This window comes from Mycobacterium sp. (assembly GCF_035499775.1).
Lineage (GTDB): Bacteria > Actinomycetota > Actinomycetes > Mycobacteriales > Mycobacteriaceae > Mycobacterium.
In genome coordinates this window covers 1-12686 of record NZ_DATJYB010000155.1, presented here as the reverse complement: position 1 = coordinate 12686, position 12686 = coordinate 1, and the positions used below count along the sequence as shown (strand labels likewise).

At 65.7% G+C, this 12686-nt stretch carries 13 protein-coding genes; 8 read left to right on the top strand and 5 right to left on the bottom strand.

Annotated elements, in window-relative coordinates; genetic code table 11:
* The coding region (gene echA20, locus VML93_RS10570; protein ID WP_325610338.1) for a (7aS)-7a-methyl-1,5-dioxo-2,3,5,6,7,7a-hexahydro-1H-indene-carboxyl-CoA hydrolase at positions 1-527 on the bottom strand (527 nt) is incomplete at its 3' end.
* Between the two features lie 96 nt (positions 528-623).
* Between echA20 and VML93_RS10565 the strand changes: the two genes are divergently transcribed.
* Together VML93_RS10565 and VML93_RS10560 are read left to right on the top strand one after the other, a co-directional pair.
* A complete protein-coding gene (locus VML93_RS10565; RefSeq protein ID WP_325610342.1) occupies positions 624-1382 on the top strand; it encodes an SDR family oxidoreductase in 759 nt (252 codons plus the stop codon).
* 14 nt (positions 1383-1396) lie between these two features.
* Complete coding sequence (locus VML93_RS10560) at positions 1397-2302, top strand: SDR family oxidoreductase (RefSeq protein ID WP_325610336.1); 906 nt, start codon at positions 1397-1399, stop codon at positions 2300-2302.
* A 16-nt stretch (positions 2303-2318) separates the two neighbouring features.
* Here VML93_RS10560 and VML93_RS10555 read toward each other — a convergent pair whose 3' ends face one another.
* From VML93_RS10555 to VML93_RS10540, 4 genes are read right to left on the bottom strand one after another with little or no spacing between them, the layout of a single operon-like run.
* Positions 2319-4391, bottom strand: coding sequence for a hypothetical protein (locus tag VML93_RS10555; RefSeq protein WP_325610334.1), 2073 nt, complete (start codon positions 4389-4391; stop codon positions 2319-2321).
* A gap of 34 nt (positions 4392-4425) precedes the next feature.
* The gene (locus VML93_RS10550; protein WP_325610333.1) at positions 4426-4872 is read right to left on the bottom strand and encodes a nitroreductase family deazaflavin-dependent oxidoreductase; all 447 of its coding nucleotides are present in this window, start codon (positions 4870-4872) and stop codon (positions 4426-4428) included.
* A gap of 14 nt (positions 4873-4886) precedes the next feature.
* A complete protein-coding gene (locus VML93_RS10545; RefSeq protein WP_325610341.1) occupies positions 4887-5276 on the bottom strand; it encodes a hypothetical protein in 390 nt (129 codons plus the stop codon).
* Between the two features lie 13 nt (positions 5277-5289).
* Entirely contained in the window at positions 5290-6453 is a 1164-nt protein-coding gene (locus VML93_RS10540; RefSeq protein WP_325610331.1) for a steroid 3-ketoacyl-CoA thiolase, read from the bottom strand.
* 159 nt (positions 6454-6612) lie between these two features.
* On the opposite strand from VML93_RS10540, the gene VML93_RS10535 reads away from it, so the two are divergent.
* From VML93_RS10535 to VML93_RS10510, 6 genes are read left to right on the top strand one after another with little or no spacing between them, the layout of a single operon-like run.
* Positions 6613-7866 carry a cytochrome P450 gene (locus VML93_RS10535; protein WP_325610329.1) on the top strand — a complete coding sequence of 418 codons (1254 nt, stop codon included), beginning with the start codon at positions 6613-6615 and terminating at the stop codon, positions 7864-7866.
* A 35-nt stretch (positions 7867-7901) separates the two neighbouring features.
* Entirely contained in the window at positions 7902-8915 is a 1014-nt protein-coding gene (locus VML93_RS10530) for an acyl-CoA dehydrogenase family protein (protein WP_325610339.1), read from the top strand.
* Positions 8906-10069: an acyl-CoA dehydrogenase FadE29 gene (gene fadE29 / locus VML93_RS10525; protein WP_325610327.1), complete on the top strand. Its 1164-nt coding sequence runs from the start codon at positions 8906-8908 to the stop codon at positions 10067-10069. Before VML93_RS10530 ends, fadE29 begins: the two co-directional genes overlap by 10 nt.
* A complete protein-coding gene (locus tag VML93_RS10520; RefSeq protein WP_325610325.1) occupies positions 10066-11028 on the top strand; it encodes a bifunctional MaoC family dehydratase N-terminal/OB-fold nucleic acid binding domain-containing protein in 963 nt (320 codons plus the stop codon). The genes fadE29 and VML93_RS10520 overlap by 4 nt, the downstream gene beginning before the upstream one ends.
* Positions 11025-11426: a MaoC family dehydratase gene (locus tag VML93_RS10515; RefSeq protein WP_325610323.1), complete on the top strand. Its 402-nt coding sequence runs from the start codon at positions 11025-11027 to the stop codon at positions 11424-11426. Before VML93_RS10520 ends, VML93_RS10515 begins: the two co-directional genes overlap by 4 nt.
* Positions 11426-12595 carry a lipid-transfer protein gene (locus VML93_RS10510; protein ID WP_325610321.1) on the top strand — a complete coding sequence of 390 codons (1170 nt, stop codon included), beginning with the start codon at positions 11426-11428 and terminating at the stop codon, positions 12593-12595. The genes VML93_RS10515 and VML93_RS10510 overlap by 1 nt, the downstream gene beginning before the upstream one ends.
* Positions 12596-12686: the final 91 nt, after the last annotated feature.

Here is a 12686-nt window from a genome sequence, read left to right as displayed (position 1 = left end):
ACCGAGCCGAAGTGATGCAAGGTGGCGGCGTCCACGGTGGCCGCGGTGAAGAACAGCCGCCGCATCATGTGTTGCGGCACCAGCCGGGACAGGTGCGTCGCGGCGCCGAGCGCGCCCCTCTCCACCTCCGGCAGCCCGAAGACGGCGTCGTCGGAGGCGACGATGACGTCGGCGTTGCCTACCAGCCCGATACCGCCGCCGACGCAGAATCCGTTCACCGCCGCGATCACCGGCACTGCGCATTCGTACACCGCGCGGAACGCGGCGAAGCAGCCGCGGTTGGCATCGAGAAGGGCGGTAAACCCCTGAGTAGATCGAGTCTTCTGCATCTCCTTGATGTCGACGCCGGCGTTGAAGCCGCGGCCCTCGGCCCGCAGGATCACGGCGTGGGTTTCGGGGTTGTCGCCGGCGGCGGTGATGGCGTCGCCGAGCTCGAACCAGCCGCGGGACGGGATGGCGTTGACGGGCGGGTAGTCGACGGTGACCGCGACTATGCCCGGTTCAAGGGTGGTGGAGGTAATGGTCATGGCACTTCCTGCTGGGGTCAGCTACCTAAGCAAGCACTTGCTTGGTACGCTAGCACAGTGACCCGCCCCGAATCAGGTCCCCTTGCCGGGGAACCCATCAGGTTGGGACTGAACGGGCGGGTGGTGCTGGTCACCGGGGGAGTCCGCGGGGTGGGCGCCGGGATCAGTTCGGTCTTCGCCCAGCAGGGCGCGACCGTGGTGACCTGCGCCAGGCGCGCGGTCGAGGGCCTGCCCCATGAGTTCCACTCCTGCGACGTGCGCGACGAGGAAGCCGTCAAGGCGCTGATCGACTCGATCGTCGAGCGGCACGGACGGCTCGACGTGGTGGTCAACAACGCCGGAGGCTCGCCGTACGTGCTGACTGCGGAATCGAGCCCGAAGTTCAACCGCAAGATCATCGAGCTCAACCTCATTGGTGCGCTGCTGGTTTCGCAGTACGCCAACGAGAAGATGCAGGACCAGTCGGACGGCGGGTCGATCGTCAACATCTGCAGCCTCAGCGGCCGGCGGCCGTCACCCGGGACCGGCGCTTACGGGGCGGCCAAGGCCGGCCTGGAAAGTCTGACCCAGACGCTGGCGGTGGAATGGGGGCCCAAGGTGCGGGTGAACGCTTGCGTGGTCGGCATGGTCGAAACCGAACAGGCCGACCTGTTCTACGGCGACGCCGAGTCGATCGCCGCGATCTCCAAGAACGTGCCGCTGGGCCGGATGGCCCAGCCCGAGGACGTTGGTTGGGCCGCAGCGTTTTTGGCCTCCGGCGCGGCGTCCTACATCAGCGGCGCCTCGTTAGAGGTACACGGCGGCGGTGAGCCGCCGCATTATCTGGCCACCACGAACGCGAGCGCGATCAAATAGAGGAGACAGAAACAATGGGGCTAGTTGACGGCCGCGTGGTCATCGTCACCGGAGCGGGCGGCGGTATCGGGCGCGCGCACGCGCTTGCCTTCGCGGCCGAAGGCGCGCGGGTGGTGGTCAACGACATCGGGGTGGGCCTGGACGGTTCGCCCGCCGGCGGGGGCAGCGCCGCGCAGGGTGTGGTCGACGAGATCACCGCTGCCGGTGGCGAAGCCGTCGCCGACGGGTCCAACGTCGCCGACTGGAACCAAGCGGCCGGCCTTGTTCAAACCGCCGTGGACACGTTCGGCGGCCTGGATGTCCTGGTCAACAACGCCGGCATCGTGCGCGACAGGATGATGGCCAACACCAGCGAGGAGGAGTTCGACGCCGTCGTCGCCGTGCACCTCAAGGGTCACTTCGCCACCATGCGGCATGCCGCGTCGTACTGGCGGGGACTGTCCAAAGAGGGCAAAAGCGTTGATGCGCGGATCATTAACACCAGCTCGGGTGCGGGCCTGCAGGGCAGTGTCGGGCAGGGTAACTATAGCGCCGCCAAGGCGGCCATCGCGGCGATGACGTTGGTCGCGGCCGCCGAAATGGGCCGGTACGGCGTGACCGTCAACGCGATCGCACCGTCAGCCCGCACCCGCATGACCGAGACCGTCTTCGCCGAGATGATGTCGACGCAGGGCGACGATTTCGACTCCATGGCGCCGGAAAACGTGTCGCCCCTGGTGGTCTGGCTGGGCAGCGTGGAATCACGCGACGTCACGGGGAAGGTGTTCGAAGTCGAGGGCGGCAAGATCCGCATCGCCGAGGGCTGGGCGCACGGCCCGCAGATCGACAAGGGCGCGAGATGGGATCCTGCCGAGCTGGGGCCCGTCGTCACCGACCTATTGGCGAAGGCGCGCCCGCCGGTTCCGGTCTACGGGGCCTGATTCCGCGTATGGCGCGCTAGCGGGCGGCTTCTCCTGCTTGTCGAGTGCGGCGCTGCTCGAGCGTCGATCGCAGCACTCCGCGAACCAACCCGGCGAGGTTTGGTTCGTCCGCCCGGGCTTCGCTCGCGGCGGTGATCAGCGCATCGAATGTGGTTGAGCCGCTTGGCGATGCGCTCGTCCGCACGATTCGTTCGAGGATGTCGAGCGCTTCGCTCAGTTGGGCGGACGGTTCGGCGATCTTGAGTGCGGCCCGCCACCGCCCGCCCGGGCGCGCGTCTGCCACTAGATCGAGCACTCGCTCGGGCGCGTAGGCAAGCGTTTCCGCGACTGCCTGGGCCCAGCCGGTGAGGACGGTGAGCTCCTCGACCTCGAGCGTGGGCCGAGGCGGCGGCCGGGTCTGCTTCGGTTGTGGTTCCGAGGGCGTTGTGGAGGCGCGGATTTGGTGCACGGCCACGTCGAAGTAGTAAATCGAGTTGTCGATGGGCTCGCGGCTATCGGCAGTGCGTCGCAGCGCACGGTCCCCGCAGATCGTCAGCAGCACGCCGTGCGCACCGGCCTCGAGTGGCACCTCGCGGATTCCGCGGACCGGGTCCTTCCACAGGCCGACCACCGGGGAGGGAGGTTGCCCGGGAGGTCGGCATCGCTGCACCATGCCGTACGCCGATAAGGTCGCGACGGCCGAGCCGGGGTCGTCGGCCAGCACGCTGGCGTATCGGGCCGCCCAGCGCGACGTCAGCTGAGGTCCGTCGAGCAGCGGTGTGAAAACCAGCGTCGGGCCAACCGACCGGACGACTTCGGCGACATCGTCGTGCTGGGCGAGATCTTCACACACCAGGCAGACAAGGGTCAGTTCTTCCCCGAGTTCGACGAATTGCACCGTCCGGCGAGCGACGTCCATCGCTTCCCACCAAAGGATGTGCGGATGCAGGGCACCACCCAGGTGGTACTGGTAGATCTGTGATTCGTCGAGCGACCATCGATGGTGTTTGTTCTGGCGGACGTGGAACCACTGTTCGCGAGCTGAACCTGTTGCGGCGGCACGCTTTTCAAGTATCGAGCTGACTCCGATGTGCACCCAGTTGCCGGGTAGCCGCCCGGGTTGCGGTGCCGGCTGGCGCACACCGGTCATGAGCATGGTGACACCGTGGTGATCCAAAACCGCCTCGAGGTCGTCGATATCCGCCTCGTCGACGGCGCTCTCGGGCAGCACCACCACGTCGACGCCGCCGACCTCGTCTCGGGCCGCGAGAACCGTGCGATCCACCAAGTCCAAATCGAGCGGTTCGGCCGGCGCGAACTCGAAATAGCCGAAGGGCTCGGTGGTCAGGGTGCGCACCGAGCCTTCCACCGGGTGGAAGTCCGACTCGCGCACCCGCAGCGGCCAGGGCAGCAGTAGCACGTTGGCGTACTCGGCCTGGGGATTGGTGCCGCGGTGCCGGGCGGGGATCTTGGACCACCTGACCTGGGCACCGGGACGATGGACGCAGGCGTAGCGTGCGAACGAACCCAACGAGGTCCCGTTGGGCGAAGTCCGCACCTTCGGTAGTACCCGCAACAGATGTGGGTGGATTCGGGCAAGCGACCCGGTCCTCGCCAACAGCTCACGTCCCCGGGCGCGGTAACCGCATCCCTCTGCGTCGGACCGACCCAGGGGGATGCCCAACCCCGCGCAAGCCTCGTCCGCGATCGCATGAAGCGTCAGCAGTGCCTCACACATCTGCCAGTCGCGGCCCTCGGCCAGATGTTCCAGCGGCATCTCGACGTGCTCGCGAAAGATGGTCCACTCCTGGGCGAGGAGATCGGGGAGCGCGCCCTGCTGGTTCACGACCCAGCCGCTCCAATCCCGGCCCGCGTCCTCCACCGCACCGGCCCAGTCGGCGAAGCGATCGGGCGGCCATGTCGCCTCGCCGGGCGGGGAGAACACGAACCGGTAGGCCTGTGTGAAGTCCAGGATCACGTCGGTCAGGGCGAACAAATCGGGGGGCCATTCGAGGACTTCGTCGGTGACCGGGCGTCCGCTCAAAGCCAGCCAGGTGGACGCCGCAGTCGGATCTCCCGAGCCGTACGGCGACTCGTCGTCCGTGCTCATCGAGTGTCCGAAATCAGACGGTCGGCGATGCGGGCTACGGGTCGCAGACCACGAACGGGATGGTCCGGTCGGTCCAGGACTGGTAATCGTCGTACGACGGGTACATGTCCACCAATTGCGGCCAGTACTTGGCGCGTTCGTCGTCGGTGGCGTCCCGCGCGGTCAGGTCGAGCACGTCCTTCTTGATCTGTACCTGAACCTTGGGATTGGCCTTGAGGTTGAGGTACCACATCGGGTTCTTCGGGGTGCCGCCCTTCGAGGCGGCGACGACCACCCGGTCACCGTCACGCAGGAAGTACAGCGGACTCACCCGGGGCTCCCCGGTCTTGCGGCCGGTGGTGGTCAGCAGCGCCACCGGAATGTTCTGGACGGTGCCGCCCAAGCCCTCTCCGCCGCTACGGCGGTACAGGAATGTGTTGATGCGCGACATCCATTTCAGGGCGAAATCGCTTCTCATGAACCACGGCGGTGATTTCGGCATGGCGCCGATCCTAGTCAGCGCTGAATAAATGGCTTGAAGCGAACCTTGATGCGCTGGATCTCGGCCTTGCCGGTTGCACTCTCGGCCGGGATCACGAAGGTCTCGTCGACCCGTCCGGCGATCCGCCGGCCGCGGAACGCCGCCTTCGTCAGCACGTCGTACAAGGCGTGCACCTCGTCGCCGACGATGCGGTAATTCGGTGGTGTCGCGTCGGCGATCACCCAGTATTGCGGACCGCGATTGAGGCTGCGGCGCAAGTGATTTCCGGAGAACCCGTTCTTGATGCCTTGCTCGACGCGGGTGCAGCCGGTCGCGAACGGAACCGCGTCCCCATCGTGGCTGACCAGCGCGTCGATGTAGGCCTGGGCAGCCTTGATGCGGCTTTCTTCGGAGACGATCACCAGGGCTGAATCCGGACTAGATTCGTTCGATGATGGTGCCGGTGGACAGGGCACCGCCCGCGCACATGGTGATCAGCGCGGTGGTTTGATCGGTGCGCTCCAGCTCGTGCAGCGCAGTGGTGATCAGGCGACTGCCGGTAGACCCGACCGGGTGGCCCAGCGCGATCGCGCCACCGTTGACGTTGACCCGGTCCATGTCGGGTTCGTGGACCCGCGCCCAGGACAGCACTACCGACGCGAACGCCTCGTTGATCTCGGTGATGTCGATGTCGCCGATCTTCATGCCGGCCTTTTCCAGCACCTTCGCCGTCGACTGAACAGGCCCGTCCAGGTGGTAGTAGGGCTCGGCACCGACGAGGGCCTGGCTGACGATGCGGGCCCGCGGCCGCAATCCGAGCGCCTTGGCCTTGTCCTCGTCCATCCACAGCACGGCCGCCGCGCCGTCGGAGATCTGTGACGACGTGCCCGCAGTGTGAATCCCGCCCTCGAGCACCGGCTTGAGCTGGCTGAGCCCTTCCAGCGTGGTGTCGCGCAGACCCTGGTCCCGGGACACCATCTGGCGCTCGGCGGTGGGCTGCTTTTGCTCGTCGAGCACGGGGGCCTCGATCGGTGAGATTTCCCGGTCGAAACGGCCCTCGTCCCAGGCGCGCTTGGCGCATAGCTGGGACTGGAATCCGAACGCGTCGATGTCTTCGCGGGTGATGCCCCGTCGCTTGGCGATCCGCTCGGCAGCGGTGAACTGGTCGGGCAGATCGATGTCCCATGACGCGGGCCGCAGGATGCTGCGGTCGGGACCCGCATTGGCGCCGAGCCCGACGCGGCTCATCGCCTCGATGCCGCACGCGATGCCGATGTCGATGGCGCCCGCGGCGATCAGGCCGGCCACCAGGCCGTTGGCCTGCTGGCCGCTGCCGCACTGGCAGTCCACGGTCATCGCGCCGACATGTTCCGGCAGCCCGGCGACGAGCCAGCTCACCCGGGTGATGTTGTTGGACTGCTCGCCGAACTGCGTGACGCAGCCGCCGACGATCTGTTCGACGTCGCCCGCATCGATGCCGGCCTTGTCGACCAGCGCCTTCTGTACCGCCCCAAGGAGCTCGGTGGCATGTAGCCCTGACAGCCATCCGTTGCGCTTGCCAATCGGGCTGCGGGTGGCTTCAACGATTACCGGGTTACCCATGGGGCCAGGCTAGAACACGTTTCATTACTATGACAAGCGACGATGCCTCGGCGCCTTTTGTATGCGGTGGAGGCATGTTTTACTGGCAACAGAGTGTCACTAGGAGAACTAGTGACCACATCACCAGTCATAGCCGACTGCAGTTGAAGGAGAACAAGCGTGCCCAGCCCCAATCTTCCACCCGGGTTCGATTTCACCGACCCCGACATCTACGTCGAGCGGGTACCGGTCGAGGAGTTTGCCGAGCTGCGGGCCGCCGCGCCGATCTGGTGGAACGAGCAGGCACCCGGCGAAGGCGGGGGATTCCACGACGGTGGCTACTGGGCCGTCACCAAACTTGCCGACGTCAAAGAGGTGTCCCGGCGCAGCGACATCTTCTCCAGCTTCGAAAACGGCGTCATTCCCCGGTTCAGCAACGACATCGCGCGCGAGGACATCGAGGTGCAGCGGTTCGTGATGTTGAACATGGACGCGCCGCACCACACCCGGCTGCGCAAGATCATCTCCCGGGGCTTCACCCCGCGTGCTGTCGGACGGCTGCAGGACGAACTGCAGCAGCGCGCTCAGAAGATTGCCAAAGCGGCGGCAGCGGAGGGGTCAGGCGACTTCGTCGAGCAGGTGTCGTGTGAGCTGCCGCTGCAGGCGATCGCCGGTTTGCTCGGTGTGCCGCAGGAGGACCGCGGCAAGCTGTTCGACTGGTCCAACGAGATGACCGGGACCGACGACCCGGAGTTCGCCCACGTCGACCCGAAGATGTCGTCGGCACAGTTGATCGGCTACGCGATGCAGATGGCCGAAGAGCGAGCCAAGAATCCCGGCGACGACATCGTGACGCAGCTGATCGAAGCCGATATCGAGGGTGAGAAACTTTCCGACGACGAGTTCGGATTCTTCGTGGTGATGCTGGCGGTGGCCGGCAACGAGACCACGCGCAACTCCATCACGCACGGGATGATCGCCTTCTCGCAGAACCCCGAGCAGTGGGAGCTGTACAAGAAAGAGCGCCCGGAGACGGCCGCCGACGAGATCGTCCGCTGGGCCACCCCGGTCACCACTTTCCAGCGCACCGCGCTCGATGACTACGAGTTGTCCGGCGTGAAGATCAAGAAGGGCGACCGGGTGCTGATGTTCTACCGGTCGGCCAACTTCGACGAAGAGGCCTTCGAGAACCCGTACAAGTTCGACATCCTGCGTAACCCCAACCCGCACGTCGGCTTCGGCGGCACCGGTGCGCACTACTGCATCGGCGCCAACCTGGCCCGGATGACGATCAACCTGATCTTCAACGCCATCGCCGACAACATGCCCGATCTGAAGCCGGTTTCGGAACCCGAGCGACTGCGCTCGGGTTGGCTCAACGGCATCAAGCACTGGCAGGTCGACTACACCGGCAAGTGCCCGGTCGACCACTGATGGGCTTGAATACCACGATGGACTTGAACACGACGATGGACTTCGACCTCAGTGCAGAGCAGCAGGCCGTCGCCGATGTCGTTACGTCGGTGCTAGCGCGGGAGCTGTCGTGGCAGGCGCTGGTCGACGGCGGCGTGACGGCACTGCCGGTGCCCGAACGTCTCGGCGGCGACGGCGTGGGCCTCGCCGAGGTGGGCACGGTACTCACCGAAGTCGGGCGCCACGGTGCCGTCACGCCGGTGCTGGCAACGCTGGGGTTGGGTGTGATGCCGCTGCTCGACCTCGCCACCGATGAGCAACAGGACCGCTTCCTATCCGGAGTCGCCAGGGGCGGGGTGTTGACCGCGGCGCTCAACGAGCCCGGCACGGCGTTACCCGACCGTCCCGCAACCAGTTTCGCCGGCGGACGGCTGTCCGGCACCAAAATTGGTGTGGGATATGTCGAACAAGCCGATTGGCTGCTGGTCACGACCGACAACGCCGTTGTGGTGGTGTCGCCGAAGGCCGACGGCGTGCAGCTGGTTCGCACGCCGACGTCGAATGACTCCGACGAGTACACGGTGACTTTCGACGGCGTGGCGGTTCCCGACTCCGACGTTCTGGCGGGTGCGGCTCCACACCGGGTCAATCAGCTGGCACTGGCCATGATCGGCGCGTTCGCCGACGGCCTGGTGGCCGGGGCGCTGCGGCTGACCGCCGACTATGTGGCCAACCGCAAGCAGTTCGGCAAGCCGCTGTCGACCTTCCAGACCGTCGCAGCGCAACTGGCGGAGGTCTATATCGCCTCGCGCACCATCGATTTGGCGTCCAAGTCGGTGATCTGGCGACTGTCCCAGGGGCTTGATGCGGACGCCGATTTGGATGTCCTCGGGTACTGGCTGGCCTCGCAGGCTCCGCCGGTGATGCAGATCTGCCACCACCTGCACGGCGGCATGGGCATGGACATCACCTATCCGATGCACCGGTATTACTCCACGATCAAGGACCTGGCCCGGCTGCTGGGCGGGTCTTCTCTACGCCTCGACCTGGTGGGAGCGCAATGTTCATAGACTTGACTCCGGAGCAGCGACAGCTGCAGGCGGAGCTACGGGAGTACTTTTCGAATCTCATCTCGTCCGACGAGATGAAGGCGATGGAGGAAGACCGCCACAACGCCGCATACCGCGCGGTGATCCGGCGGATGGGCAAGGACGGCAAGCTCGGGGTCGGGTGGCCAAAGGAGTTCGGCGGCCTCGGCTTTGGGCCCATCGAGCAGTCGATCTTCGTCAATGAGGCGCACCGGGCCGACGTGCCCTTGCCCGCCGTCACGCTGCAGACCGTGGGCCCCACTCTGCAGGTCTTCGGCAACGAGATGCAGAAGAAGAAATTTCTGCCGGCCATTCTGGCCGGCGAGGTGCACTTCGCGATCGGCTACACCGAGCCGGAAGCGGGCACCGACCTGGCGTCGTTGCGCACCACAGCGGTCCGGGACGGCGACCACTACATCGTCAACGGCCAGAAGATCTTCACCACCGGCGCCCACGACGCCGACTACATCTGGCTCGCCTGCCGCACCGACCCGGAAGCCGTGAAGCACAAAGGTATTTCGATCCTGATCGTCGATACCAAGGATCCGGGCTATTCCTGGACGCCGATCATCCTGTCCGACGGTGCCCACCACACCAACGCCACGTACTACAACGATGTGCGGGTGCCGGCCGACATGCTGGTCGGCGAGGAGAACGGCGGGTGGCGGCTGATCACCACCCAGCTCAACAACGAGCGGGTGATGCTGGGCCCGGCCGGCCGGGTCGCCGGGATCTACGATCGGTTGCATACCTGGGCGTCCAAGCCGGGTGGCGACGGCGTCACGCCGATCGACCACCAGGACGTCAAGCGAGCGCTCGGTGAGATTTATGCGATGTGGCGGATCAACGAGTTGTTGAACTGGCAGGTCGCCGCCGCCGGGGAGGACATCAACGTGGCCGACGCCGCGTCGACGAAAGTTTTTGGCACCGAGCGTATTCAGTACATCGGCCGGCTGGCCGAGGAGATTGTCGGCAAGTACGGCAACCCGGCCGAGTCCGACACCGCCGACCTGCTCAAGTGGCTCGACTCGCAGACCAAACGCAACCTGGTCATCACCTTCGGTGGTGGAGTGAACGAAGTCATGCGTGAGATGATCGCCGCATCCGGCCTGAAAGTGCCGAGGGTGCCTCGATGACCGGGATCGGGGAGCTTGGAGAGGCAATAGCGGAGATCACGAACACCGTCGTCGCCAAGCCCCGCGCGGGCCGGGACCCGGTGAACCAGCCGACGATCAACAATTGGGTCGAGGCACTGGGGGACGCCAACCCGATATACGTGGACGAGGCAGCAGCCCGCGCGGCAGGACACCCTGGAATTGTGGCTCCACCGGCGATGATTCAGGTGTGGACCATGTTCGGACTCGGTGGAGAACGTCCAACCGATGACCCGATGGGCCCGATGATGCGACTGTTCGACGATGCCGGCTACGTCGGAGTGGTCGCCACTAATTGCGAACAGACCTATCACCGTTATCTGCAGCCCGGCGAGGAAGTCAGCATTTTCTCCGAGATGCGCGATGTCGTCGGCCCCAAGAAGACCGCGCTCGGTGAGGGCTGGTTCATCAACCAGCACATCACGTGGCGGGTCGGTGACGAGGATGTCGCCGAGATGGAGTGGCGCATCCTTAAATTCAAGCCCGCCTCCGATGTTCCGGCCGCCACCTCGGTGCCCGCCGACCTCGATGCCGACGCCATGATGCGTCCTTCGTCTTCGCGTGACACCGCGTTCTTCTGGGACGGGGTCAAGGCCCACGAGTTGCGGATCCAGCAGCTTGCCGACGGCAGCCTGCAACACCCGCCGGTGCCGGCCGTCTGGCAGGATCCGGCAGAGCCGATCAAGTATCGCGTCGCCGGCGGCAAGGGCACCGTGTTCAGCTTCGTGGTGCACCATGCTCCGAAGGTGCCCGGCCGCACGCTGCCGTTCGTGATCGCCTTGGTGGAGCTTGACGAGGGCGTTCGCATGCTGGGCGAGCTGCGCAATGTCGAGCACGCCGAGGTGAAGATCGGAATGCCGGTCCGCGCAACATATATCGATTTCCCGGCCGGTGCCAGCGGCCCGGAGTGGAGCCTCTACGCATGGGAGCCTGACACATGAGCGCGCCGGTCATCGAGGTGGGGACGCAGCTGCCCGAGCTCAAACTCTACGGCGATCCCACCTTCATCATCTCAACGGCCTTGGCCACCAGGGACTTTCAGGATGTCCACCACGACCGCGACAAAGCTGTCGCGAAGGGCTCCAAGGATATTTTCGTCAACATCCTCACCGACACCGGGCTGGTGCAGCGCTACATCACGGACTGGGCCGGGCCGTCGGCGTTGGTCAAGTCGATCGGGCTTCGGCTCGGGGTGCCGTGGTACGCCTACGACACGGTGACCTTCTCCGGTGAGGTGACCGCTGTGCGGGACGGCCTGATCACGGTGAAGGTGTTGGGAGCCAACAGCCTTGGCGATCACGTCATTGCGACGGTGACGCTGATGATCGGGGGTGCGTAGTGCTGTCCGGTAAGGCTGCGATCGTCGGCATCGGCGCCACCGACTTCTCCAAGAACTCCGGCCGCAGCGAGCTGCGGCTGGCTGCTGAGGCGGTGCTTGACGCCCTCGACGACGCCGGGCTGAGTCCCGCCGACGTCGACGGGCTGACCACCTTCACGATGGACACCAATACCGAGATCGCCGTCGCGCGGGCGGCCGGCATCGGCGAACTGAAGTTCTTCTCCAAGATCCACTATGGCGGCGGTGCCGCGTGCGCGACCGTCCAGCACGCGGCGATGGCCGTTGCCACCGGCGTCGCCGACGTCGTGGTGGCATACCGGGCGTTCAACGAGCGCTCCGGCATGCGATTCGGCCAGGTGCAGACCCGGCTGGTGGGAGATGCTGGCACACAGGCCGATTCGACGACTGCCGACAATGCGTTCTCGTATCCGCACGGGCTGTCGACGCCGGCGGCGCAGGTGGCCATGATCGCTCAGCGATACATGCACCTGTCCGGCGCGACGAGCCGCGACTTCGGCGCCATCTCGGTGGCCGACCGCAAGCATGCCGCCAAGAACCCGAAGGCGTATTTCTACGAAAAGCCGATCACCATTGAGGATCACCAGAATTCACGGTGGATCGCTGAGCCGTTGCGGCTGCTGGACTGCTGCCAGGAGACCGACGGCGCGGTCGCGATCGTGGTGACTTCGGTTGAGCGTGCGCGCGGCCTGAAGCAGCGTCCGGCCGTCATCGAGGCGGCGTCGCAGGGCTCCAGCCCCGACCAGTACACGATGGTCAGCTACTACCGGCCCGAACTGGGTCTGCCCGAGATGGGTTTGGTGGGTCAGCAACTCTGGCAGCAGTCGGGCCTTTCGCCGGCCGATATTCAGACCGCGGTGCTGTATGACCACTTCACGCCGTTCACGCTGATTCAGTTGGAGGAGTTGGGATTCTGCGGCAAGGGCGAGGCCAAGGACTTCATCGCCGACGGTGCTGTCGAGGTGGGCGGGCGGCTGCCCATCAACACGCACGGCGGTCAGCTCGGTGAGGCGTACATCCACGGCATGAACGGCATCGCGGAGGGGGTGCGCCAGTTGCGAGGCACCTCGGTCAACCCGGTGCCCAACGTCGAGCACGTGCTCGTCACGGCCGGCACCGGGGTACCCACGTCAGGCTTGATCTTGGGTTAACGCTCGGCGAGAGGCGTTGCCACAGCGCGAATGAAGTTAACGGCGAAGGCCTCGCACACGACGTCGACGTCTGGGAGGGTGATGCCGGGAA